Origin of the sequence: Novosphingobium gossypii (assembly GCF_050433305.1) — a bacterium.
GTDB classification, from domain to species: Bacteria; Pseudomonadota; Alphaproteobacteria; order Sphingomonadales; family Sphingomonadaceae; genus Novosphingobium; species Novosphingobium gossypii.
In genome coordinates, this window is the sequence record NZ_JBNPXM010000009.1 from 1 (window position 1) to 23,750 (window position 23,750).

Consider the following 23,750-nt stretch of genomic DNA (forward strand, 5'->3'; position numbering starts at 1 on the left):
ATCTGCGCCTCGGTAAAACGGCTCTTCCTCATGCGTCTGCTCCTTACAGTGGCAGACTCTACATCAAAATGAGGGACCTTTCGGGGGGCAGGTCACCCGCGAAGCTGTCCTTTCCAGTAAAATCGAAGGCACCCAGGTCACACTCGGCGAAGTCCTAGAATTTGAAGCGCAGGCACCTTTTCGACGAAAGCAGCCCCAAGAAGGCTGGCGCCCGCGAGGTACTCAATTATCGAGCCGCCCTTCATGCGGCCACGCGGCTTATGGAAAATCTGCCGCTGTCGCAACGTCTCATCAAGGCGGCGCATCAGGTGCTGATGGACGGTGTTCGAGGTCGCAACAAGGACCCCGGGCAATATCGGGGCATTCCCAACTGGATCGGTGCGGAAGGATGCACCATAGAGCAAGCGCGGTTCGTCCCCCCGGGCGCGGACCGTTCAAAGCGGCTATGGCCGGATGGGAAGAGTATATTCATTCCGAATCGCCTGACCGCTTGGTCCAGTTGGCCATCGTTCATGCTGAGTTTGAAGCGATCCATCCTTTCGGCGAACCAGCGTGTCGATGAGAATGGTCAAATTGAGACGATCGGCCACGGGCTGGACATATGCCCTGTAGAGCGAGTGACGCCGCCCATCGCGAACGAGCATGTCGGTATAGGCCGCGCCGCCCGCACCCTCCATCATCGCGCCATTGGGATGATCAAAGCGTGGGATGCCGAACGCTTTGGCCGCGTCGAGCAACGCGCCTGCCACCGGGCTCGGATCACGCGCTGGCGCGACCCAGACCGGCCCTGTGGTGCCCCGATACTGCGGATCGGGCGCGCCTGCCAGTTCTCGATCCGGCGGAAGATATCGAGCACGGCATCATACCCCCAACCAAGATCCCCCGATACCGCCGCGAAATGGTCCCAGTCGCTTCGATGCCCCCGTGCCCACGCCATGACGTTGACGCTGGACCCGCCGCCGAGCCCCTTGCCCATCGCCATGGACAGGGCGCGGCCATCGAGATGCGGATTGGGTTCGGCCTGGAAGCCCCAGTCGCGTTCGCTTCCGAGATTGGTGGGCCATAGCGCCGGGTCCAGCACGGCTTCGGCTTCGTCGCTGCCGCCCGCTTCGATCAGAAGCACGGTGCATGCGTCTTTTCGGCGAGGCGCCTGGCGATCACCGATCCGGCAGCCCCGGCGCCGCACACGATGAAATCGTAGGCCGACCTGAGATCGGTGCGGCGTCCTGCCTGATTTTCGCGCGCGCGACGATGCATTTCCCCGGCTTCGCCGGAGAGGAAGGTAACTGTCATGTCCTGGGTCTTTCGTTAGTTGGCGCTCGCGCCGGCTCGGTCCGCCGAACGCGAAACCTGGCCAATGCGCGACAGGTCGTCATCGCGCTCGCGAAAGAGGGCGACGCGCTTCGTTTTCGCACGGGATGCCTGGGTGACACATTGCTTGAGGCATCGGGGCAGACACCCGCCGCGCTCGCCAAGTTGAACGACGAGATCAACGCACTGCGTAACCCGGCCTATTGGCATATTGGTGGCTGGGTGGTAGCGGAGACGCCGGCCGAAGCGGACTGAGTTTCCTGCTCGCGGCCGGCGATCGTCCTGGTTGCTCAAACGGTCGGCATTGTCCCACCGTCAATCACAAACTCGGCCCCGTGGATCGCTGATGCACGATCGGAGGCAAGATAGGCGATGAGGTCGGCCACCTCTTCGGGTTCGGCGCCGCGTCCAATCGAAATCCCTCCCAATGCGTCCAGCACGAATTGGCGCGCGTCCTCGATTGTCCCGCCATTGGCAGTCCGAAGCATTTCAAGAAAGTCGTCGGTGGCTTCCGTCATGATCCAGCCGGGCGAGACGGCGTTGACACGAACACCCTGAGGACCAATCTCTTTCGAAATCGATTTGCTGTAGGTCCTCAGGGCAGCTTTGGCAGCGGCATAGGCTGTCGTGGACTCGGGCAGCGGCAGAACGGACTGGATCGACGTGACATGAACAACGACGCCCGCGCCACGCTCAAGCATCTGCGGGATCAGCAGACGATCGAGCCGGACGCTCGCCATAAGGTTCAGGTTCAACTCCGCGAGCCAGTGGTCGTCCGTTAGCGCGGCGAAGCCACCGGCTGGCGAAGCCGAACCGCCAACGACATGAGCAATGATGTCTATGCCGCCCAGTCGCTCAAGTGCCACCTTGGCCAGCGCTTCGCTACCTTCCGCCGTCGTCAGGTCCGCCTGCACATATTCGACGCCCTCAACCGGGTTTTTGATCGTGCGAGCTCCCGTGACGACATGGGCTCCTCCGGCCACGAAGCGCTCGACCGTTGCGCGGCCCAAGCCCTTGGTGCCACCGCTGATGAGCACGCGCTTGCCCGCGAAACCGGTGGGATCTGCCTTGATACTCATACCGTGACCTCCAGGGTTTTGATGGCGCCGTTTGCCAGCGTAAATCGATAGGTGAAGCGGAGCGGGCTGCCCGGAAAGTCGCCATGGGCTGGACCCTCGACAACGACGGTGCCGTCTTCCTGTCGAACAGTATCGGGTGCGAATATGGCCGTCACGGGAACCACTTCTTCTTCGAGCAGCTCACGGATTTCTGCATGGCCTTCGAAGCGTTTGCCGTTGTCGATGAAAACGGCGTCGTGAACGAACGGCTTCAACATGCCATCGACATCGAGACGGGCGTTTGCCTCGACAAAAACAGCGATCGGTTCTGGTAGATCTATTGTCATAGCTAATCTCCTCGCAGCTGATGAGACCTATTTAGCGGTAGACTTTCCAGCTGATAATCGAGACAAAATGCCATAGAGTATCACGGAGATCGGGATAATGATTCGCCATTCGCTCATCGAGCTCGAAGCGGTCCTGGCGATAGTTCGATGCGGCTCGTTTCGAGCAGCGGCGCTGGATCTTGGCATGTCAACCACTGCGATCAGCAACGCGGTAGGCAAGCTCGAACGGGAGCTTGCCGTTCGCCTGTTCAATCGCACGACGCGCAGCGTCTCGCTCACCTATGCGGGACGGATCTTTGTCGGGCAGATCAAACCAGCGTTCGAAGGCATCCAGAAGGCAATGGATACGGCGCGGTCGCAGCAGGAGACGCCATCCGGCACCTTGCGGATCAATGCCTTTGCAACGGCGGCGCGCGAGATCATGGCTCCGTTGGTCCTGCGCTATATGCAGCGTTACCCGCAGGTTCATATCGACCTTGTCACTGAAGGGCGGCTGGTAGACGTCGTAGCGGGGGGATTCGACTTGGGTTTGCGAAGTGCGGATCTGGTGCCAAGTGACGCGATCGCCATTCCGCTGGGCCAGATACGACGCATGGCAGTTGCCGCATCACCCGACTTTTTCGAAGGAAGAGCTATCCCGCAGGTGCCGCAGGATCTGCTCGCTTACCCCTGCGTTCGCGGGCGGCTCCCCAATGGTGCATTGCTCAGATGGCGGTTCGAGAAGGCTGGAGAAGAACTTCTGCTCGACGTTGACGGACCGATGACCCTGGACGAAGCTTCCCTGGCACGCATCGCGGTGACACGGGGTGTAGGGATTGGGTATTTCATGGAGACCGATATTCGCGAAGACATCGCGGCAGGCCGGCTTGTGCGCATTCTTGAAGACTGGACGCCGCCGCTTGCGCCTTTGTGCCTCTATTATTCCAATCGGCGCAATTCCTCCGCAGCGTTCCAAGCCTTCATTGCTCTCGCGCGCGATTTCGCCGCTGGACGGCTCGCATAGATCGAGGGCTGGTGCAGCGTTCTTTCCCTGACTCTTGGCATTGCGCCATTCAGCGCTACTCAAATTGAAAATGGCTTCGCGATGACGGACATGACCACACCTGTCTTGCTTAAGGACATTCTCGGTCCGCAGGCGCTGACCATCATCGCCGATGCCGGCAGCTCAGTATCGGCGCGCTTCGATCGCGCCAGCTTTCTCAGCGCCGCGTCGGAGGGGCTCGATGGGCTGTCGATTATGGAGCGCGTCCGCCATGTCGCCGACGCTCTCCATTGCGCGCTACCGGCGCGATATGTGGATGCGCTTGAGATCATCCGTGGCATGGCGCCCCAACTCACGCATGGCTTCCAGGCAGTCGCAGTCATCGAGTTCGTTGCGCGATACGGGCTTGGCGATTTCGACAAATCAATGGTCGCGATTGCCGATCTGACCCGCTTTGGGTCCGCCGAGTTCGCCATTCGCCCGTTTCTGGTCCAGGATACTGAACGGACGCTTGCCATGATGAAACAATGGACCAGCAGCGCTGATGAGCATGTTCGCAGGCTCGCCAGCGAAGGTAGCAGGCCGATGCTGCCGTGGGCATCGCGCATCCCGGCACTAAAGGATGATCCGACGCTCGCTGCCCCGATCCTCGAAGCGCTCAAGGCCGATCCGAGCGCCTATGTTCGCAAGTCTGTCGGCAATCATCTCAACGATATCGCGAAGAACCATCCGGACTGGCTGCTGGATCGTCTTACCGAGTGGCCGACTGACAATCCTGATACGGTCTGGATCATCCGTCATGCGCTGCGGACATTGATCAAGAAGGGCAAACCTCGCGCCCTTGCTCTCATCGGCGTCACACACGGTGCCTCGGTGAAAGTGCGCCGTTTTTCGATCGAGCCTCACGTCGTGCGTCTGGGCGAAACAGTCGTTATCGATGCCGAACTGGCCTCCACCTCCCACAACGATCAACGCCTAGTCGTCGATTATCGCATCTATTATGCGCGTGCCGGCGGAAAGACTGCGGCCAAAGTTTTCAAACTCAAGACCTTTGAACTCCCTGCCGGACAAACTGCCAATCTCAAAATTCGCCAGGCTATTCGTGACTTCAGTACGCGTCGTCATTATCCCGGCCGGCATGAGGTGGAGCTCATTGTCAATGGGCTGACGATGGCAAGCACTGCTTTTGAAATCGCAAGCGATTCTTTTGCCTGAGCAACTGGTTTTTCAATTCATTATTGAGGGGATCCGCCCCAGCTCTTGATTTGGTTTTTTCAATCAGGTTCTGCGATCTTTAATCGAAGGAGCATGACATCCGCCATTGCCCTTCGTGGCAAGCCGGAAGATGCATCCTGATGGGCCATGCTCTTCGGATCGAGCATTACGACCTGGATGCCCGCCACCGCGATGGACGTCCGTGGCGCAAGCATCGAGTCGGCGACGACCTTTACCCGTTCGGGGATTGTGTCGTTGATGAGTTGGAATCAATGTGCACCTGCGGACGCGGGGCTCGATCGGCGGACGGTCGGGTAGCGCTGCGGTTGGTCCTTGAAGGGCGTGATGAAGAGGATCGCGCGCAGCGGGATCGATCAGGAAATGGGGCTGGTTCGATGTGTCGGCCGACACCGGCTGCGGATCAGGGGGCGAATATGAGCAGCTTGTTGCCAATGGCCGAAGCCACCGTATTTTCGCTTGCGGCGCGGCAAGAGCCCCCCGTGATACAGGCTGACGAGGGGGAGACCTTCTCGCGCCTGTTGATGCACATGCCCATCGCGCTTTGGCAGGTGGATTCGACCAGCCCGGCTGACGCCTTTGAGAAGCTGAAGGCGCAGGGCGTGCAGGATATAGAGGCCCATCTTCTTCAGAACCCCGAACTTGTCGAATATGCCTGCGATACGGTGATGGTGACCCGCGCGAACAACGCCGCCCTTGCCCTGATCGGGCAGACCGACGAGGGGTTCTATCCCAAGTCGGTGCGGCACATCTTCGAGGCGACGCCGCAGGCCGCCGTTCGTGTCATAGTAGCGCATTTCCATGGCCGCAGGACTCACGTCGAAGAGCTTCGCATACACTGTTCAGACGGACGTACCGTCGACGTGCTTTTCCTCGTGACCTTTCCACGTCCGCCCGAGCGCCTCGACGTCACCTTCATCATGATGCTGGAGATCACGGACAGGCTGGCAACGGAAGCGCACCTTCGGCAGCTGCAGGCGGATCTTGCACACGCTTCGCGCGTATCGACGCTAGGTGAGCTGGCGACTTCGATTGCGCACGAGGTGCGACAGCCGCTTGGGGCGATAGTGCTGAACGGCAACACGAGTCTGCGTTGGCTCGACAAGGCAGAGCCGAACTTGCCTAAGGCCCGCCAGCTCGTAACGCGGATGATCGAGGCCGCGACCCAGGCGACTGAGATCATCGACCGGATCCAGGGCATGGCCTCCAAGCGCGTACCGGTTCGATCACGCCTCAAGCTGAACGAGATTGTCGACGTCGCGCTGCGCTTCGTGCACCATGAGAGCATCGAGCGGAGGGTGGCCATCCGGGCCAACCTCGATCCCGACATTCCGGAGATCGAAGGCGATCGCATCCAGCTCCAGCAGGTCATCGTGAACCTACTGGTAAACGCCATGCATGCAATCGACCATCGCGACGGGCCGGGGCCGCGTCAGGTGTTCGTTTCGACGGAGCGGCATGGCAACAGCCGGGTCACGCTGGTGGTCGCAGATACCGGGCCTGGAATCGCTGACGAAAATCTGGAAAATCTGTTCGACGGCTTCTTCTCGACAAAGCCGGAGGGGATGGGGATGGGCCTCACGATATGCAGCAGCATCATGCGATCGCATGATGGCGAAATCCGTGCCGAGAACCGCGTGGATGGCGGCGCCAAATTCACCTGCAGTCTTCCCGTTGCCGATTATTCGGAGCCGCCCGAGGAAGATGTCCCTTAGCACCAGCCCGAGATTGATGCGTGCACAGCCCTGCAATCGTGGGGACTCAGAACCGATCGTAGCGCTGCGGACATTACCGCTTCTGCTACCGCCTTATGCAGCACCTAGACTCCCTTGATCCTGGCATCCGAACGTTCGATACTAGGCAGTCGCAAATGCCGATCTCATACGTTGAGAGGAAGGTGTCGGCACCGCCGTAGCCCTTGCACCGGCGGCCGTGAAGTTCTCGTAGTGCAACAACCGTTCGACCACTGTCGATGGCTGTGCATCGCTCTTTAAAGGCTCCTGGTACAGGGCGGGGTTGCCACGTTTCAGGGCGCATTTCGTCGATACGATGGTCGATCTCTCCCTTGGTATGAGAAGAGCTGCCCTCCGTCCGGTCGTGACGCACATACTTCATGGGTAGGATCGGAAAACCTGCCGTCGCGACCAGGGCTCATGAGGAGCGACGGCCTTTGACGCATGGATGGGAGCGGTAGAACATGGATACTGTTGGATCGGGGCAGGAACTGGAATGCAAAGAGCTTACGACCGCGGACCAGCTCTCAGCAGCGGTTCCGGTTATGCGGGTTCTGCGCCCGCATCTCGAACCGTCCGACGAGGCGATTGTAAGGCGGCTAAGGTGCCAGATGGAGCAGGGCTATCGATTGCTCGCGCTTAGGCGCGGCACCGACATCCTGGCTCTTGCCGGGTTCCGCATCCAGGAAAACCTTGTCTTTGGTCGCTTCCTGTACCTCGACGACCTTGTGGTCGCTATCGATGCGCGCAAGCAGGGTCATGCCGAGACGCTGCTTGCTGCCGTCCGCGAGATCGCGATCACCTCCGGACTGGACGTTCTTGCGCTGGACACCGCGCTGACCAATACCGGTGCCCAGCGCGTCTACCATCGCGCCGGCTACGAAACGGTGGCCTATCATCTGATACAGCGCCTCGACCGTTAGTGGGGGCGAGGGTCGCGCGGGATCATGATCGAGGCCATCGTCGCAAAGATAAAGCCGGTGATGATTATGCTCATCAGGGCTTCCTCGACCACGGATTCCACCAAGAAGTAGATGGCTGCAGTGACGGCCGCGAGAACGAGCCAGGCTGTCAGCTCATGGTGCCGATCCAAACGCTTGGGAGCGAGGCACTTGACGATCCGGATAACCACCGAGGCCTGTTCCAAAGAGTACCCGGCGCGAATGAAGCGGTCGAGCGTCTCGGGATCGATGGCCTGATCTACACGTGCGAGGATCGCGAAGCGGCGCAGTTCCTCCAGACGTTCGTTAGCAAGGCGGTTCGGGTGCTCGTGTTTGAAGAAGTGGGCGAGGGTTCGCCGCCACGGGGGGATGTCGGCGATCGACTTGGCGGTGTCGCGAACCGAGAGTTCGACGACGATGCGCTCCCTCTGCGTGAGCGATGTGCGCTTGGACTTCTGAGCGACTGAAACTTCTGCGGCACAGTGCTCGACCGCGTCGAACTCCCGGAGTGCAGTGACGGCGTAGCCCATCTTGAAGCTCCTGCTTCGTCAGGGAACCCCAGCCGCCGGAGCGGCCGGGAGGTTCCTCGGGGAAGGGGCGTTTGGCCCCGTCACGTTCAGAAGTGGTAGGCCACGCCGACCAAGGCCTGGTGGCGCTGGAACTTCGTGTCGTTGCCTCCGAGATCGCTGTAGCGATACTCGATACGGGCCGAAACCTTCTCGGTCAGCATGCGCTCAACGCCTCCGCCGATCGACCAGCCGTCGAAGGTGTTCTTCCCGTAGCGTGAGTCTGCGGCGTCGGTGACGCGTACCGAACCGCGCAGGTTCTCGTAGCCTCCACGGACGTACAGCAGCGTCTTGTTGTCAGCGAGGTAGCCGGCGCGCGCACCTAGATTGAAGCTGTACTCCGGATCAATGCTGGCGAGTGTGCCAGCACCCGAGCGGGTGATGGCATCGTCGAAGCCCATGCTGAAGCCGCCTTCGGCTGACAGAACGACGCTGTCCGAGACCTTGTAATTGTAGCCGGCGAAGATTCCTGCGGTGGCGGAATCCCGCGACCGGCCAATGTCGGCACGACCGATATCGGTCTCGGCGCGCTCGACCTTGTTCTTGTTCCAGCCGGCCTCAATGCCAGCATACGGGCCTTGGAAGGCTTCCTGAGCGGCAGCGGGGGTGCCTGCCGCGACGGCGGCGGCGAGGGCGAGCGAGATGGAGGCGATCAGCTTCTTCATGGCACTTACCTTTCGTTCATGCCGCCTCGGCCCGTTGGCTTTGGTCGGCGGTTGTCGTCAGGCGTGACGCGCTTCGGGTTGGGGGGACGAAGGCCGTCGTTCTCGGAACCGCGTTATTGTGGTTCCGACGGTCTGCTTCGGCCTTGTCCTGTATCCTGCGAGAGCGTCGCTAGACGCACTCTAGGTAGCCCGGGTAGCGGGAAAGTATTATCGGGCACAATGCCATGTCATTCATGCTGAGATGCGAGGAATGGCTAAACGATCGTCGAGATATTCCATCTCTTCGGAGAGTAGCCGGCAGGCATTAGAGGTCGCGTGCGGGCACCGGATGGTCCACGGGTCGCCATGGTCGCCTCAATGGCAGCGGTGCAGTCGCGGCGGGATCGTCTGATCCCGCCGCGACGGCGACTTTTACTTGCGGATGAACGCGAGGATATCGGTATTCAGGACGTCGGCATGCACAGTAAGCATGCCGTGCGGGTATCCCTTGTAGACCTTGAGCTCGCCGTTCTTGAGCAGCTTGACCGCGAGTTGGGCGGAGTTCGCGATCGGAACTATCTGGTCGTCGTCGCCATGCATCACGAGGACCGGGACATCGATGGCTCTCAGGTCCTCAGTGAAGTCAGTTTCGGAGAACGCCTTTATGCAATCATATTGGGCTTTTGCTCCGCCCATCATTCCCTGGCGCCACCAGTTGTTTATGGTTCCCTGGATGACCTTGGCTCCCGGGCGGTTGAAGCCGTAGAACGGCCCCGACGGGACGTCGATGTAGAACTGGGCGCGGTTAGTCGCCAGCGCAGCGCGGAAACCGTCGAACACCGAAAGCGGCAGGCCTCCGGGGTTGTTGTCGGTCTTGAGCATGATCGGTGGCACTGCGCCGACCAGTACGGCCTTTGCGACGCGACCGGCCTGCGCCCTGGCGACGTAGCGGGCGACCTCGCCGCCACCCGTGGAATGGCCGACGTGGATCGCCCGGTTTAGATCGAGATGTGCGGCGAGTTCGACGACGTCCTGGGCGTAGGTGTCCATGTCATTGCCTGCGTCGGTCTGGGTGGAGCGCCCGTGGCCGCGCCGGTCATGCGCTACGACACGAAAACCCTTCTCACGGAAGAAGAGCATCTGCGCGTCCCAGTCATCCGAGCTTAGTGGCCAACCGTGGTGGAAGACTATCGGCTGTAGGCTCTTGGGCCCCCAGTCCTTGTAGAAGATTCGGGTACCGTTCTTCGTGGTGAAGTTGTCCATCTTCATTTCTCCGGTGTGCGAGGTGGTTGGCGCCGACCCGGCCGCTGTGATCGGCGTCGACAGGATTATCCCGGCAGCAGTCATTCCGCCCAGCACTTCGCGCCGGGTCGATCGGAAAGATGCGGTGTCGTTTGAGCCAGAGGGAGTTGTCATTGATCCGGTCCCCTTTCCGAAAGGCAGGCCGCAATGGCAGGCCGGAAAATCCGAACCCGCCCTCGACGGTCCCGATCTCTCGGAAGCGGGACGCGGCGGTTGAACGAGCAAGACGACCGGACGCAGTGCGATTGAGCGAGATCATTGGCCGGTCAGGGATCAGAATAGCCCCGGCAGGTGTCGGTAACCACAGGCGCAAGGTTGAGAGGCGCTCATACGAACGGGTAGGCGGCGGTCTGCGTTGGTACAGGATGGGGTAGCGGCCCGCGAAGTCGGATTCTCGATCGGGCTCTGATTTTGCCCCTTGCGGGCGGACCGGCGTTAAAGGCCGGCCCGCCCTTGGCCACGCGTGCGGGGGGCAATGGCACGGTGGCATGCTCGGATTGCGGACGGGGGGAAGTCCGAGCATGGTTGGATTGCATCAAGGAGGTGAGTGCGACTATCAGACAGGCGTCAGTGGCCGTCATCCTTGTGTATAGGTTGGCGCCAGTTCGAGATTTTCGCGCATGACACGCACTCGTCTGGAGCGCAGCCCTGTTCGACGACTTCAGGCGAAGGCGGGTGTCGGCTCGCCGACACCAAACACCTCGTCCCGCGCGATGGTCTTGGCTCCCTCGATCGTGACCTGCTCGGCACGTGCTGGGCTGGCGAGGCCGTCGAGGTAGACGAACTTTAGTCCTGTGATGCCTATCGTCGTGAGGACGTCACCTAGATACCCGGTGAGATGATCAGGTTGGAATTTGCCTTCACCGGCGACGATGCCGCCAGCCGTCACGACGACCAATGTAGGACGGTTTTCGATGAAACCCTTCTTGATCCCATCAATGGTTGCGAAGCTGCGTCCGTATCGGAGCACGAAGTCGATCCACATCTTCAGCGACGCGGGAACGGTGTAGTTGTGCATCGGTGTTGCGATGACGACGAAGGCAGCATCTTCGAGTTCGCGGATCAACTGCTCGGAGAGCGTGAACACCTCGCTGTCATGCGAGTGGCCACCAACAATGGCATCGGCGTATACGGAATGGACTGTTGCATCGGCGAGCACTGATAGGTCGCGCTCGACGAGTTCGAGCGACGGGTCCTTGCGCTGGAGATTCTTCACCGCCTGCATCGCGAGGATGGCGCCGCGCGATGCACGGCCGTAAGGGCTCGCCGTGATGAGGAGGATGGATGCCACAGGGTCGTCCATTCTTGTCGTGACAGGGAATCGTCGGCAGCCCTGGATGTGCGGGGCAGGGCGCGGACAGCCGAGACTATCATGCGATCCTGAGGATCAGGACAGGTTTGCCTTGTCGAGACCGAAGGCCTTGTCCTGCGAGCCCGGAACGGACTGGAAGGCGATGGACGCGCGGTTCCAGGCGTTGATCACCATCACCATGTAAGTCAGGTAGACTGTCTCCTCTTCGGAGAACTCGGCGCGGACTGCATTGTAGATTTCGTCCGGCACGCCGTGCGGCGCCAGCTTGGTCAAAGCCTCGGTCCACTCGAGGGCGGCTCGTTCGCGGACGTTGAACAACGTCGATTCACGCCAGATCGCGATGTGGTGGATTCGCAGTTCCCGCTCACCGTGGATCTTCGCCTGCTTGATGTGCATGTCGAGACAGAAGGCGCAGCCGTTGAGCTGAGAGGCCCGCATCTCGACCAGGCCAAGGATCGCCTCCTCGACGGTCCCCTTCTTCGCGGCGAAGGTCAGGTCCATCAGCTTCTGGGTGAGGGCGGGCACTTGCTTGAGATGGTCAATACGCTGGGTCATTTCTCCGAACTCCTTCGTGTTTCTTGGTAGCGCGAAGATACGGCGCCGTATTTCATACGATTAGCTAGGTGAAGGACATGAGATTGATGCCGGAAACCGCGCAATACCCGCTTGAGGATTGGCCAGCGAGGATTTTCAGCTATCGACCGCACTGGAAAGTTCCTTCGCGTACCAACCTGCGCCGCGCGATTGAGGGACTGAAGGCTGAGGCGGCAAAGGTACCTGCACAGCCAGCGCGCGACGCAGTTCTGAATAGGCATGGCGTCGACGAGAGAGGGACTATGTTTCGCGGGGCGTCTAGATCACGCTCGGGCCGGCATCATACGAAGGGCTATGTGGGGGCTTCATCCTTGGTGAGGCTGGAGCGCTCTGCTACCTTCTGGCCGAGGAGGCCGACACGTTGATCGAGAATGGCACACGGGCGACGAGGCAACCCGCAGGGTTGACCGTCGCAGAGGACGACCGCCCGCTGGTGGTGATCGCCGACGACAGTGCCAAGCTGCGTGAGGCGCTGGAGGAACTGTTCCTGTCCGTCGAGATCGAGACGCGAAGCTTCGAGAATGCGAAATCGCTTCTCGAAGGCGGACTCCCGGATCGACCGGGCTGCTTTATCCTGGACGTGCGCATGCCCGGCCTTAGCGGCCTTGATCTGCAAACGCAGCTGGTCGAACGTGGGCACCTGATGCCCATCATCTTCCTGACGGGTCATGGGGACGTGCCGATGAGCATCCGGGCCATCAAGGGAGGGGCATTCGACTTCAGGACGAAGCCGATCCGGGACCAAGATCTGCTGGACGCCGTCGCCGCAGCCATAGACGCGGACCGGGCGCGACGGGCGATCGACCAAGTGGCGCATGAAAGCGTCGGCAGGTTCAACAGCCTGTCACCGCGCGAGCGTCAGGTGCTGGAGTTCATCGTCGGGGGCCTTCTCAACAAGCAGATCGCGTATGAGCTGGGGGTGACCTCGGCTACGATCAAGCTGCACCGCGGCAGCGTCATGAAGAAGATGGAGGTGCGATCGGTGGCGGAGCTGGTGCGGGTGTGGGATCACATCCCGCTCACAATCCGTCAGGGCGATGCTGCATAGACTTGCGTATGGCTACCGCGCCACGCCGGAATGTCCGATTGGTAGCGGTCTGGTTCCCCTTGTTAAGGAACTCCGTTTGCAGCGTAATCCACTGATTGCGGTCGTCGATGACGATGCAGGCATGTGCGATGCCATCGCAGAGCTTCTCGAGCTTCTCGAATATGAAAGCGTGCGCTTCTCGTCCGGCTCGGAGTTCCTGTCAGACCTCGAAAAACGCCGCTTTGACTGCCTCGTTTCCGATGTCAGGATGCCGGGGATGGACGGGTGCGAGCTTGGACGCCGCGTCACCGCGCTGGTGCCTGAACTGCCTATAATATTCGTGAGTTCGAGCGAGGATGAGCTGGGGCGTGTGCGCGCATCGCGCGCAGGCGGCTACGCGTTTCTGCGCAAGCCGCTCGATGCCGACGAGTTCAAGCTCCAGATCGATCTGTCTCTGGAGCGGGCGAATCGAAATCAGGCCTGATGGACCTGGAAGTGGGGAGTGGTGTTGCTGATCGCGAAGTTGATCAGCCGGTCCATACGCACCAGGTGCTGCACGTTATGGGCTCCGAGCTTGTGCATGGCGTTGCTGCGGTGGATCTTGACCGTGATCTCGCTCAGCGAAAGCGCGTCGGCGATTTCCCGGTTCTTCCTGCCGGACAGTACGAGCGACGCGACCTGTTTCTCTCGGCAGGTCAGCGTAGCGAACTTCAGCCGAACCTGCCCACCCTCGAGGGCAGCCGACCGGGCGAGGTTGTCGAACTCGATCGCCGCGTTCGCTGCATCCAGCACTTCCTGATCGCGCAGGGGCTTGAGCAGGAAGTCCTTGGCGCCCGCCTTCAAGCCGCGGACCGCCATGGGAATGTCAGCGTATCCGCTCATGAAGACGACGGGCAGGAGGAAGCCGTGCGCAGACAGTCGCACCTGAAGCTCCAGACCGCCCAGCTGCGGAAGTCGCACGTCGCACAACAGGCATCCGGGAGAGACAGGGTCAGCCTGATCGAGGAATTCAAGAGCAGTCGCGTAAGTGCGTGCCTGCAGCCCTACCGATAGAAATAGGTCCTCCAGTGCTTCGCGCACACCCTCGTCATCATCCACGATGTGTACGATCACTTCGCTCAGGATGAACTGTGCTTCCATCGTTCTCTCCAGTGCTGGCGGCGAACGAGCCGATCCGAAGACCGGCCTGGTCGCAACCATCTTAGCCGCTGCCCAGGCAACATGCCATCATACGAAGAGCGAGTTGCCCGAGGCCGTCCATGGCCGCGATCCCGTGACCAACTCTAAATGATGGAAGCCGAGACCAACGGATGATCATTCCTCCCCCGTCAGCTTCGCGGGCCTGACGACAAGCCCGATAATCGACGGAATGGATGCGGCTATCTTCCTCGTGTTCTGCAGGCATCCGAGGGAGAAGATCTTGCCCGCACCCGCCGATCAGAAGCCGCCTTACGCTTGCGCTGAAGCCCCATTGCGCCGCGATCGGCACCGATGATGTGGCACCTTGCCCGTTATCCGCCCCTGCGGGAACGTCTAGACATAGGCTGCGGGCGCTCGAAGCTTCCCGGATTGAGCTTTCGCAACCCTCAAAGAGGACGTGCATCATGAGTAGGTTCTACAAGGCCTCCGCCACTGCGGTCGGAGGCAGATCGGGTTTCGCGTCCAGCAGTGATGGACGATTGAGGGTCGAGCTTTCGACCCCTGCCATCCTGGGCGGCGATGACGGTCCGGGTACCAACCCCGAACAGCTCTTCGCCGCAGCGCGCGCGGCATCCCTGCTTGCGGCGATCCGTCAGGTGGCCGCTGGCAGGGGCGTCCGGGTGCCTGCCGACAGCAACGTAACCGCCACGGTCGCGATCGGTCCTGATGGCGCGAATGTCATGACCCTGAACGTGGCGCTTGCGGTCGACATTCCTTGCATCGACATCTCAGAGGCGAACTCCATCGTCGAGGAGGCGATGGGCATCTGCCCGATCGCACGTGCGACGGGCGAGCAGGTTTCTTCCGTCGTCCATGTCGGCTGACGGCTCATCCCGACCCGCTTCTCCGTTGGAGGTTCCGCCGTGCATAGTAGTCCCTCAGCCATTCGATGAAGACGCGGACGCGGGCGGGGCGGGCCACACCCGGCGGCGTCACCATGTAGGCCGATACTTTCGCGGCCGACCACTCGGGCAGCAGCGGCACGAGGCTGCCGTCTTGCAACTCCCTGGTCATGAAGAAGTCGGGCAGAAGCGCCACGCCGATCCCCGCCACGGCTGCGGGGACGACCGCCACTGCATGGTTGACGTGGAAGCGCCCGGACATCCGCACGGACACGGAGCCATGGTCGGGGTGTTCGAACTCCCAGTCCAGACCCCAAGGGACGTTTGTAGGAATGATCGCGGGGAACCGCGCCAGCTCTTCGGGGTGCTCGGGCAGCCCATAACACTCAATGAGGGATGGAGCGGCGACCAGAGGTCGGTTGAATGAGATCAGCTTCACCGTGCGCAACGTGCTGTCCGGCGGTTGGCCCGGTCTTATGCATATGTCGTAGCTCGAACCGATCGGATCTACCTCCTCCTCGGTCAGGCATAAATCCATCTCTATGTCCGCGTAGTCCGACAGGAACATCGGGATGATGGGGACGATGGTAGCAAGGCCGAATGCCGTCCCGCATGCCACCCTGATCTTGCCCCGCGGGATGGCGGCCTCCTCCACGATGTCCGCCTCGATTGCGCGGCCGTCGGAGAGGATGCGTGCCGCCCGGTCGACGGTCAGGCGGCCACTTTCGGTAAGCGAGAGCTTGCGGGTCGTGCGGTGGAAGAGCGTTGTCTGCATCCGCTGCTCGAGGCGGGTGATAGCCTTCGACACGGTGGTGCTGGCCAAGCCGAGGTCTTCGGCGGCGCGGCTGAACGAGCCGAGTTCGGCCACTCTCGCGAAGATCGCCCATGCTTCGAAGTCGGGAATGTGCGGCAACTCGCTAACCTCGCGATGCACCGGGGCGCGTGATGCCACGTCGCTTGGTCCGGGTACCGCGACGAGCGCCCGAAAGCGGTTGAAGCTCGAACTTCGCCTCTGCAGCCGGAAAGCGGCGGAGCGGGTTGGGTTGGTTCTGTTGGGGAAGATCGCCTGCCTTCATCCACAGTGTGAACCGCGTGCCCGGGGCCGTATCCTGCCAGACATAGAACGCGCCCAGCTTCGCTGCCGCCGCGTCTATCAGGTGTGCGCCCAGCCGCGCTTCTGTCCGGGAGGGCGAATGTGCGAACCCGATGCCGTCGTCTTCGACCGTCAGCTGCCACCCGGTCGCATTCGTCAACAGCGCTATTCGCACCTCGCCCGGCTTGTCGTCCGGATAGGCGTGCTTGCATGCGTTACTGACCAACTCCGCCACGAGGATGCCGATGCTGGTGGCTTCCTCTGCGGGGAGATGGACCGTTTCGGCGTGGATTGAGAGGTGTCTTCTGCGACCCGCGTCCTGGCATACCAGCCGCAGATCGGCACCAAGATCGTCAAGATAACTGGCCAAATCGATCCGCCCGGGCTGATTAGAGCTGTGGAGGCGTCGGTGGATGTTCGCGATGGCGTAGATACGTCGGCGAGTGATGTGGAGGATTTCGGCAAGACCCACCGCCCCTGCGTCCTCGGCCAATCCGCTGTCCAGTTCGAGCAGGGCTGCCAGAAGGCCGAGGTTGTTCGCAATCCTGTGGTCTGCCTCTATCTGAGCCATGGCGTCGACCGGCGGTAGCACGGTGGTATGCATTGGTTCCTCCGGCGGCTTTGAAGGTCGCGCGCTCTTGAACACGGCCCGTCAGCAGCGAAGCGAGGTTGCGGCGTCTCTAGCGACACCGCTGAGCCGACGCGGTTGTGCCCTTAATCACCTCCACGGCGGCCTAGAGCGGGAACTCGGCGCCGGTTGCCCCCGTCATGGCAGGTTTTTCGTGAGGTCGAAGGCGGCTCCACAGTTCCTGCGACGGTGATGACCGGCGCCGTGCGGATCAGTGGGGCTTGTCGAATGTGGTCAGCGGTCCGTCGTTGTCGTCAAGGATGAAGATCGCCAGGAGCTTGGCCGGCTGGGTCTTGCTGGCGTTTGCGCTCACGCCGTGCTGATCGCCGGGACTCTCGGTCCAGTATTCGCCCGCCTTGTAGGTTTTCGGTGCATCGCCGTTGACGGCACTGACGATTGCACCCTCCAGTACATACGCGGTGATGAACGCGGATTTCGCGTGTGTATGCGCGGGCGAGCTGTCGCCGGGTGCATAGGTGACAAGCACCGTCCTGATCGTTTTGCCCGGGATGTTGGTGATTGGATGAGAGAAGTCGGGCTTGATCGACGACAGCACGGGTGCGTTCTTGGCGGTCTGGGCGTTAGCCGAAGCTGCTCCCAGCAGCCCGGCGGCGAGCAGTGTCGCAATGGGGTAGCGCATGATTTTACCTCTCGTTGTGCTTGGTGATGAAGGCATAAGTGATCACCGCTCAGGATGCTGCCGGCGTCCTCTGACCGGCGAGCCATTGCTCGAACGTAGTTGCCCTCAGGTGGATGTCGAAACCGGGAAGCAGCGTCTCGTCTTCCAGCGGCGCTCCGAAGTAGGTGCCTTCGGGATCAACCTCGATCTGCACGGCACCACCAGTCTCTTGCACCCAGCGTCGCGCAAGTTCGTCGATGCGGAACACCTCCGGACCTGCGATCTCGTAAGAGCCGTTGACAGGTGTCGCGAGCACGCGCTCTATCAAGGTCTCTGCGACGTCCGCCGCCGAGATCGGCTGGAACTTGACGTCCGCCAGCCTTGCGATGCCATCCACTGTGCCCATTTGGACCATCATTGGCACGAGTTCAAAGAACTGGGCCGCGCGGACGAGCGTGTAGGGGACCGGCCCTTGCTCGATAAGCTTCTCCTGCGCCACCTTCCCCGCGATGTAGCCGCTATCGACGAGGCGGTCGCTACGCAGTACCGAGAGCGCCACGTGGTGCCGCACATCCGTGGCGATCTCCGCCTCCATGATGTTGCGAGCGGCAGTCTTGAAGAAGCCGACGGATGCATCGCGGTCCATTGTGATCATGTTTGTCACGTCCACGACGACGTCAGCACCCTGCAACGCTTCCTTCAATCCGTTGCCGGAAATGATGTCGACGCCGTTGTCAGGCGAGGCGGAGATCGCTTCATGTCCACGATCGTTGAGCCCTGTTACGACTTTCGAGCCAATCTGCCCGGTGCCTCCGATGACGACTATGCGCATGTGCTTTCTCCCAGCGATCTGACTGCACGGGATTTCAATAGCCTTTCGGTCAACGCCGCTGGATCATAGCTTGGTCCCGTTCCGCTCATACGAAGGTCGAGGAAGAACGGGGGGCGGCCATCCGCTGCCGAACAAACCGTCTTGGCTGATGGATGGAGCAGCGCATCGAGGGATCCGGACATGCGCGATTGCCCCGCCGCCTTCGGCGTTCTCGATTGTCAGCGTTCCGAGGTGGTTTTCGACGATGGACCTGCTGATGGCGAGGCCCATTCCGATGCCCTGCGCCTTGGTCGTGAAGAAGCTCTCGAAGAGTCGGGGAAGGTGCTCTTCGGCGATCCCGGGACCGGTATCGCTGATGGCGAGTTCAACGAGGTCGTCAGGTCCATCCACCACACGGAGCACGACGTCCCGGCTCCCGCATATCGACTGTGTCATGGCTTGTACGGCGTTAAGCACGAGGTTGACCACCACCTGCTGGATCTGGACCGGGTCCACCCAGACGCATTGCAGGGTGCCGCGACGATCAATTCGAAGTTGTACTCCGTTCGATCGCGCCTCGTCCTCGACTAGGGTGAGTGCTTCCCTTGCGAGTTCGCCGAGATCTACGCAGACCCGTTCACCGCTACCGCCCTTCGCCATCTTGCGCATTCCGTGCACGATGGTCGCGGCTCGCTCGGCTTCCGACGCAACGCGCTCGAGCCGTCGCGCGGCGCGTTCGATGTCGGGCGGCTCCTTTTCCAGCCACTTGCGCGCGGTGCTGCTGTTCACGTTTATCGACGAGAGCGGCTGCGTGATCTCGTGCGCGATCGAGGCCGCGAACTCGCCCATGAGGGACATCCTGGCGACCCGGGCGAATTCGGCCTGTGTTCGTTGCAGCTTGGCTTCTGCGCGCAGGCGGTCACTGATGTCCACCATTCCGACGAAGCTGTTCCCTTCGATTTCCTCACCGTCCGGGTAGGCGATGGTGAAGAGGACGTTGATCTGCTGTCCGGCCGCCCCGCACATGACGACCTCCTCGGAATAGTGACGTGCGCCGGCGAAGGCTGCGGCCATGTTGCGTTTGAAGGCTTCGGGCGCGAGGCGGTAGTAGGATCGCACCGGGCATAGCACCGACTCTCTGGTGCCGTCCCCGAACATCTTCACCGCCTGGTTGTTGGCCTCCACTATGACTGTGCCGTCCAACGCCGCCTCGAACGCGGCTGGATGATCGTCAAGGTAGGCGATGAGGTCATGGTAGCCAGCTTCGCGGGCGATTGTGAAAAGGCCCAGAGCGCCTCGGGAGTCCACGCGCATCAGCGCTATCGGTACATCGTTGAAGAGCCGCCCATAGCGCTGCTCGATGATCTGGAGGCGCGGGGACGGCGTCACCTTCAATTCGTCGGATGCGAGGACCAGGCAGATCGACTGGATTGCCCAGCGCGTAGCCATGACGCGAACACCGATACGCTTACCAGCGAGGCTGCGCGCTAGGACAGTGTCAGGCTCAAGGTCGACCCCCTCCGACGCAGCGCGGATCATTCGATCAATGAGCCCGCAGCTATCCTCGGGGAACAGCTCGCCCAGCTTGCGACCCACAAGGTCGCTCGGGGAAAGCGAGCCAAAGAGCGTGCATGCGGACGGCGACGCCCAACGCACCGTCAGGCCAGAGGCTAAAGCAAGTTCTCCTGCTTCGAGAGCATCGACCTCGAGGCATGCGTTGAGGCGCGTGATCAGGCGTTGGTAGCGCTGGATCCCGTCATCGGAGGGCGAGGTCGTGACGCCGTCGGGATCGTTAGGCGACATGCTGCGAAGATCCTCTGCAGCCTCTCCTTTGACCATACCCATCCGGGTATCGGAGCCGTCGGACCCGGTAATTCTTGCTGCGCCGCACCGAAGGATTGATCGCTCCCGGAGCCGGATCGGCGTCATTCCCAATGTCTTCTATCGAGCTTCGACGGTTCATGGGCCTTTGATCGGGCGGATTTTCCGCGGAGGGTGACGCCGGCGGGGCAGCGGCTCGCGGGGGAGCGACGAAATGGACGAGGTTCATCGGCTCGTACCAGCATCGTCTCATTCGAGGCGGCATTGGTCACGACGTCCCGCATTAGGCTCCAAAGGAGTTCGCGCACGCGGTCCAGTCGAACGTCGCGGGCAGCTGAGATGCATCAGGCATGGATCAGTCGGGAGCCGGCTTGGATGCCGCCGCAGCGCGATATTGCCCCGGTGACACGCCGAAGCGCCGCTTGAACGCGGCACCGAAGGCGCTGTCGGACAGGAAGCCGAGAGATCCGGCGATGGACGAGGCCGATTCCCCGCCTGCCCTGAGGCGAGAGGCGGCAATGGTCAGCCTCCAGCCGGATGCGTATTCTACGGGAGTGGTGCCGACCCGCTCGCGAAAGCGGGCAGCAAACGTGGAGCGGGACTGGTGAGCGAGGTCGGCAAGCTCCTCCAGCCGCCACGGGTGCGCGGGCTTCGCGTGTATTGCCCGGATGGCGGACGCAAGCGGGGGATCGCTCAACGCACCGATCCAGCCGGGTGCCTCATTCCCGAGCGTCTCGAAGTGGGCTCGCAGGGCATGGACGAACATGAGCCGGAGCAGATCGTCGCATGCGGCGCGCGATCCGGCGAGACCGCTGCGCCACTCCGCGTCCAACTGGTCGAGGAGCCAGGCGAGAGGCCGGGCTCCGGTGTCATCAGCACGGATCACCATCGTGGCCGGCAGAAGGTCGAGCACCTGGGCTGCACCTACCGCTTCGAACGTGACACTGCCGCCGAGGATCTCGACTTCGGAGCCGACGCCGTATCGACCGGCCAGCGCATCGTCTGAGAATGCCACCGCCGCATCGACGGGATCGAGATCCGGATCGCTCGTCAGCACGAATTCCGAGCGGTCCTTGATCACCACGCAGTAACCCGGGCGCAGTCGATGCCGCTCGTTTCCGAGCACCAGCCAGCATTCGCCGCGCCGCACTAAGTTGAACTTGCAAGTGGCCGGTCGAAACCGGAGCGACCAGGAACCCCCGGCTTCCAACCTGACCGAACACGCCGGTCGCGCCTGCACCATCGCGAGGATGTCCGACAAAGGATCTATGGGGGGATTCTGGATGATCACGACAGATTTTCCGACGACGCGCGATGTTTCGTCCGACAGATATGGGCCAGAGTTACCGCATGACAACAGCACAAGCACCAATTCATTCGGGCTTTGGGCCCTCCTCGACCGCCGACGAAGTGATGAAGGGTGTCGACCTCGTCGGCACGACCGCAATCGTCACGGGCGGTTATTCCGGTATTGGGCTGGTCACGACGCGCGCACTTGCCCAGGCCGGGGCGGAGGTCGTCGTTCCCGCCCGCGATTTGAAGAAAGCGGAGTCAGCGCTCGGCGGCCTTGCCGGCGTCAAGATCACGGAGATGGACCTGATTGACGCAAGTTCGGTCGAGGCATTCGCTAGACGCTTTCTGGATAGCGGCCGGTCCTTGCCCATCCTCATAAACAGTGCGGGCGTGATGGCGAGTACTCTGTTCCGGGATGCGGATGGGCACGAGGGACAGTTCGCGACGAACCACCTCGGCCACTATCGGCTCGTATGCGCCCTGTGGCCTGCGCTTGTATCGGAGGGGGCGCGCGTGGTGTGCGTCTCGTCGCGGGGACATCAGATCGCGCCGGTGGACTTCGAAGATGTCGATTTCCTCGATCGCGAATACGACAAGTGGCAGGCATATGGACAGTCGAAGACTGCAAATGCACTCTTCGCACGTGCGTTGGACCGCCGGGGTACGGGTCATGGCGTGCGCGCGTTCTCCCTACATCCAGGACAGATCATCACGGACCTGGCGCGTCACCTCTCCAAGGACGAGCTGAACGGCTTCGACGCCTTCGATGCGGACGGTAGGCCGAAGATCGACCCTGCGGCAGGGATGAAGACGGTGGAACAAGGTGCGGCAACGAGCCTTTGGTGCGCGACCAGTCCGGCCCTGAAGGGACTGGGCGGCCTCTATTGCGAGGATTGCGACGTGGCCGGGATCAACCACTGCGAAATCGGCCGGAAGGGTGTAGCGGAATGGGCGGCCGACGATGCGGCTGCGGAGCGGTTGTGGCAGCTTTCCGTAGACTGGACCGGCCGGACCGTCTGATCATCGATCCGGAACGGGGATGGAAAGGCATGGCGAACTGACTTTTGTTGGGCCAGGCTCACCTTTCGGCGTATGCGGACCCACGCTGCCAAGCCATTCCCATCGGGTTGCGCGATGGCAAGTTCGAGCCCCGAACGGGTGTGATCGACACCGACAGCGGCGAAGCGCTGAGGGCTGCGGCGCGCGATCTCTTTCGGTTCTGCCAAGGTGCAATCGGCGACGGTGCCGGCCCAGGTTCTCCACGAATTTGCTCGTGCAGTGCCGGCGCGCGTCCGCGCTTATTGACCAGTTCGAATCGGATCTACCGAGAAGCATCCGAGATGCAAAGGCGCCGCTAGTCGCGATGCCGGGACCCGCAATTATTACGCGACCGGATCGATGAATATGATGATGCCGTGGCCGATCGCGTCCACGCCGAGGAGGCGGCGGAGGCCAAGATGATCCGCTGCATGGCTCTCTTCGAATTTGGTGATGGACGGCTTGGACGCGGCTGGGCCGCGCCCAAAGTCAGTCAGGGTCTTGCGGCCACCGGAAGGCGGAATGGGGCGCCCAGCCGGTTGAAGGCGTTCATGGCCGCGATGGTAATCGTCAGGTCGACGAGATCTTTCGGTTCGAAAGCCTCAGCGACCGCCGCATACGCCTCGTCCGAAGCATGTGTCTCGCTGACGTTCGTGACCTCTTCGGCCCATGCAAGTGCGGCGCGATACTGGTCCGCAAAGAGGTGTGGCACCTCCTGCCACACGGGCACCAGAGCGACCTTGTCGATGGGCATGGTCTTTAGGAGATCGCGGGTGTGAATGTCGATACAGTGCGCGCAGCCGTTGATCTGTGAGACGCGCAGGAAAATGAGGTGGATCATCTCCTCGGGGAGGTTGGTCCCCGTCATGATGTAGTGGTGCATCCCGTAAAGGGCCTTGGCTCCGGCGGGGGCGACGTCGGGCCAGTTCAGTCGGTTCATGCTTTTTTCCTTTCCTCTAAATTTCGCAGATCCGCCCTTCGTCATCTCGTGGGATGAAGCCGAACGTTTCCGTAGTTGATGCCGCAGGCACGCTGGGCGCGCGATCAGGTGCTTGGCGAGGCCATGTAATACGGTCGTCCAGATAAGCCGTCCCCGCGCACCCGCCACGTAATGGGAACTGCTGTGAGCGTTACTTGCCAAAGACATGCCATCCGGACGATCGAGACAAATGTGGGTGCCGGTGCCAAGCGAGCTTTCGCGGTTCTCCGCGCAAACTGTCCGTCGATGAAGTCGAAGACCGTCATCAGGGGCTCGTTTTTGCACTTATGTCAGGCTGGCCTCGCACCTGTGGCAGGTCGACCACGAGAGAGGTGACGGCAGCGTCCGCGCTCGATCCTCTACTTGTCATATCACG

The 23,750-nt window shown here is 61.6% G+C and carries 26 protein-coding genes and 1 pseudogene; 11 read left to right on the top strand and 16 right to left on the bottom strand.

Annotated features, from left to right (window positions below):
- Positions 1–103: 103 nt before the first annotated feature.
- A pseudogene (locus tag GGR40_RS15870) lies at positions 104–562 on the top strand (Fic family protein); the annotation flags it as partial.
- Positions 563–676: 114 nt separating this feature from the next.
- On the opposite strand, the gene GGR40_RS15875 reads toward GGR40_RS15870, so the two are convergent.
- A complete protein-coding gene (locus tag GGR40_RS15875) occupies positions 677–1,123 on the bottom strand; it encodes a GMC family oxidoreductase N-terminal domain-containing protein (RefSeq protein WP_429277223.1) in 447 nt (148 codons plus the stop codon).
- Positions 1,124–1,128: 5 nt separating this feature from the next.
- On the opposite strand from GGR40_RS15875, the gene GGR40_RS15880 reads away from it, so the two are divergent.
- Positions 1,129–1,566, top strand: coding sequence for a hypothetical protein (locus GGR40_RS15880; protein WP_429277224.1), 438 nt, complete (start codon positions 1,129–1,131; stop codon positions 1,564–1,566).
- A 35-nt stretch (positions 1,567–1,601) separates the two neighbouring features.
- Here GGR40_RS15880 and GGR40_RS15885 read toward each other — a convergent pair whose 3' ends face one another.
- Both GGR40_RS15885 and GGR40_RS15890 read right to left on the bottom strand, forming a co-directional pair.
- Positions 1,602–2,390: an SDR family oxidoreductase gene (locus tag GGR40_RS15885; RefSeq protein WP_429277225.1), complete on the bottom strand. Its 789-nt coding sequence runs from the start codon at positions 2,388–2,390 to the stop codon at positions 1,602–1,604.
- A complete protein-coding gene (locus GGR40_RS15890) occupies positions 2,387–2,716 on the bottom strand; it encodes a nuclear transport factor 2 family protein (protein ID WP_429277226.1) in 330 nt (109 codons plus the stop codon). Before GGR40_RS15890 ends, GGR40_RS15885 begins: the two co-directional genes overlap by 4 nt.
- A gap of 97 nt (positions 2,717–2,813) precedes the next feature.
- On the opposite strand from GGR40_RS15890, the gene GGR40_RS15895 reads away from it, so the two are divergent.
- The 4 genes from GGR40_RS15895 (at position 2,814) to GGR40_RS15910 (ending at position 7,587) form a co-directional block, all read left to right on the top strand.
- On the top strand, positions 2,814–3,719 hold the full coding sequence (locus GGR40_RS15895; RefSeq protein ID WP_429277227.1) for a LysR family transcriptional regulator: 906 nt from the start codon (positions 2,814–2,816) through the stop codon (positions 3,717–3,719).
- An 81-nt stretch (positions 3,720–3,800) separates the two neighbouring features.
- Complete coding sequence (locus tag GGR40_RS15900; RefSeq protein ID WP_429277228.1) at positions 3,801–4,913, top strand: DNA alkylation repair protein; 1,113 nt, start codon at positions 3,801–3,803, stop codon at positions 4,911–4,913.
- 452 nt (positions 4,914–5,365) lie between these two features.
- Positions 5,366–6,646 carry a sensor histidine kinase gene (locus tag GGR40_RS15905; protein WP_429277229.1) on the top strand — a complete coding sequence of 427 codons (1,281 nt, stop codon included), beginning with the start codon at positions 5,366–5,368 and terminating at the stop codon, positions 6,644–6,646.
- A gap of 482 nt (positions 6,647–7,128) precedes the next feature.
- Positions 7,129–7,587, top strand: coding sequence for a GNAT family N-acetyltransferase (locus GGR40_RS15910; RefSeq protein WP_429277230.1), 459 nt, complete (start codon positions 7,129–7,131; stop codon positions 7,585–7,587).
- Here the strand turns inward: GGR40_RS15910 and GGR40_RS15915 are convergent.
- The 3 genes from GGR40_RS15915 to GGR40_RS15925 all read right to left on the bottom strand — a co-directional run bounded on the left by GGR40_RS15915 (position 7,584) and on the right by GGR40_RS15925 (position 10,078).
- Positions 7,584–8,135, bottom strand: a complete 552-nt coding sequence (locus tag GGR40_RS15915; RefSeq protein ID WP_429277231.1) for a hypothetical protein — start codon at positions 8,133–8,135, stop codon at positions 7,584–7,586. The two genes, GGR40_RS15910 and GGR40_RS15915, sit on opposite strands and share 4 nt — an antisense overlap.
- 86 nt (positions 8,136–8,221) lie before the next feature.
- Complete coding sequence (locus GGR40_RS15920) at positions 8,222–8,836, bottom strand: outer membrane protein (protein WP_429277232.1); 615 nt, start codon at positions 8,834–8,836, stop codon at positions 8,222–8,224.
- A gap of 411 nt (positions 8,837–9,247) precedes the next feature.
- On the bottom strand, positions 9,248–10,078 hold the full coding sequence (locus tag GGR40_RS15925) for an alpha/beta fold hydrolase (protein WP_429277233.1): 831 nt from the start codon (positions 10,076–10,078) through the stop codon (positions 9,248–9,250).
- On the opposite strand from GGR40_RS15925, the gene GGR40_RS15930 reads away from it, so the two are divergent.
- Positions 10,071–10,334, top strand: coding sequence for a hypothetical protein (locus tag GGR40_RS15930; RefSeq protein WP_429277234.1), 264 nt, complete (start codon positions 10,071–10,073; stop codon positions 10,332–10,334). The genes GGR40_RS15925 and GGR40_RS15930 overlap by 8 nt on opposite strands.
- Positions 10,335–10,778: 444 nt before the next feature.
- Here the strand turns inward: GGR40_RS15930 and GGR40_RS15935 are convergent, their stop codons facing one another.
- Together GGR40_RS15935 and GGR40_RS15940 are read right to left on the bottom strand one after the other, a co-directional pair.
- Positions 10,779–11,420, bottom strand: a complete 642-nt coding sequence (locus GGR40_RS15935; protein ID WP_429277235.1) for an FMN-dependent NADH-azoreductase — start codon at positions 11,418–11,420, stop codon at positions 10,779–10,781.
- Between the two features lie 84 nt (positions 11,421–11,504).
- On the bottom strand, positions 11,505–11,984 hold the full coding sequence (locus GGR40_RS15940) for a carboxymuconolactone decarboxylase family protein (RefSeq protein WP_429277236.1): 480 nt from the start codon (positions 11,982–11,984) through the stop codon (positions 11,505–11,507).
- A gap of 472 nt (positions 11,985–12,456) precedes the next feature.
- On the opposite strand from GGR40_RS15940, the gene GGR40_RS15945 reads away from it, so the two are divergent.
- Both GGR40_RS15945 and GGR40_RS15950 read left to right on the top strand, forming a co-directional pair.
- A complete protein-coding gene (locus tag GGR40_RS15945) occupies positions 12,457–13,071 on the top strand; it encodes a response regulator transcription factor (protein ID WP_429277237.1) in 615 nt (204 codons plus the stop codon).
- Entirely contained in the window at positions 13,061–13,534 is a 474-nt protein-coding gene (locus GGR40_RS15950) for a response regulator (RefSeq protein ID WP_429277238.1), read from the top strand. Before GGR40_RS15945 ends, GGR40_RS15950 begins: the two co-directional genes overlap by 11 nt.
- Here the strand turns inward: GGR40_RS15950 and GGR40_RS15955 are convergent.
- Positions 13,525–14,190 (bottom strand): response regulator transcription factor, encoded by a 666-nt coding sequence (locus GGR40_RS15955; RefSeq protein WP_429277239.1) that lies wholly within the window; start codon positions 14,188–14,190, stop codon positions 13,525–13,527. The genes GGR40_RS15950 and GGR40_RS15955 overlap by 10 nt on opposite strands.
- A gap of 464 nt (positions 14,191–14,654) precedes the next feature.
- On the opposite strand from GGR40_RS15955, the gene GGR40_RS15960 reads away from it, so the two are divergent.
- On the top strand, positions 14,655–15,074 hold the full coding sequence (locus GGR40_RS15960) for an Ohr family peroxiredoxin (protein ID WP_429277240.1): 420 nt from the start codon (positions 14,655–14,657) through the stop codon (positions 15,072–15,074).
- Positions 15,075–15,078: 4 nt separating this feature from the next.
- Here the strand turns inward: GGR40_RS15960 and GGR40_RS15965 are convergent, their stop codons facing one another.
- The 6 genes from GGR40_RS15965 to GGR40_RS15990 form a co-directional block, all read right to left on the bottom strand.
- Positions 15,079–16,044: a LysR family transcriptional regulator gene (locus GGR40_RS15965; RefSeq protein ID WP_429277241.1), complete on the bottom strand. Its 966-nt coding sequence runs from the start codon at positions 16,042–16,044 to the stop codon at positions 15,079–15,081.
- Positions 16,010–16,789: a sensor histidine kinase gene (locus tag GGR40_RS15970; protein ID WP_429277242.1), complete on the bottom strand. Its 780-nt coding sequence runs from the start codon at positions 16,787–16,789 to the stop codon at positions 16,010–16,012. The genes GGR40_RS15965 and GGR40_RS15970 overlap by 35 nt, the downstream gene beginning before the upstream one ends.
- Positions 16,790–17,024: 235 nt before the next feature.
- A complete protein-coding gene (locus tag GGR40_RS15975; protein ID WP_429277243.1) occupies positions 17,025–17,453 on the bottom strand; it encodes a cupin domain-containing protein in 429 nt (142 codons plus the stop codon).
- Between the two features lie 49 nt (positions 17,454–17,502).
- Positions 17,503–18,264, bottom strand: coding sequence for an SDR family oxidoreductase (locus tag GGR40_RS15980; protein ID WP_429277244.1), 762 nt, complete (start codon positions 18,262–18,264; stop codon positions 17,503–17,505).
- Between the two features lie 63 nt (positions 18,265–18,327).
- Entirely contained in the window at positions 18,328–20,046 is a 1,719-nt protein-coding gene (locus GGR40_RS15985) for a sensor histidine kinase (RefSeq protein ID WP_429277245.1), read from the bottom strand.
- Positions 20,047–20,419: 373 nt separating this feature from the next.
- Positions 20,420–21,433 carry an AraC family transcriptional regulator gene (locus GGR40_RS15990; protein ID WP_429277246.1) on the bottom strand — a complete coding sequence of 338 codons (1,014 nt, stop codon included), beginning with the start codon at positions 21,431–21,433 and terminating at the stop codon, positions 20,420–20,422.
- Between GGR40_RS15990 and GGR40_RS15995 the strand changes: the two genes are divergently transcribed.
- Positions 21,415–22,377 (top strand): oxidoreductase, encoded by a 963-nt coding sequence (locus GGR40_RS15995; protein WP_429277247.1) that lies wholly within the window; start codon positions 21,415–21,417, stop codon positions 22,375–22,377. The genes GGR40_RS15990 and GGR40_RS15995 overlap by 19 nt on opposite strands.
- Positions 22,378–22,888: 511 nt before the next feature.
- On the opposite strand, the gene GGR40_RS16000 is transcribed toward GGR40_RS15995, so the two are convergent.
- Complete coding sequence (locus tag GGR40_RS16000; RefSeq protein ID WP_429277248.1) at positions 22,889–23,335, bottom strand: carboxymuconolactone decarboxylase family protein; 447 nt, start codon at positions 23,333–23,335, stop codon at positions 22,889–22,891.
- Between the last annotated feature and the right edge of the window lie 415 nt (positions 23,336–23,750).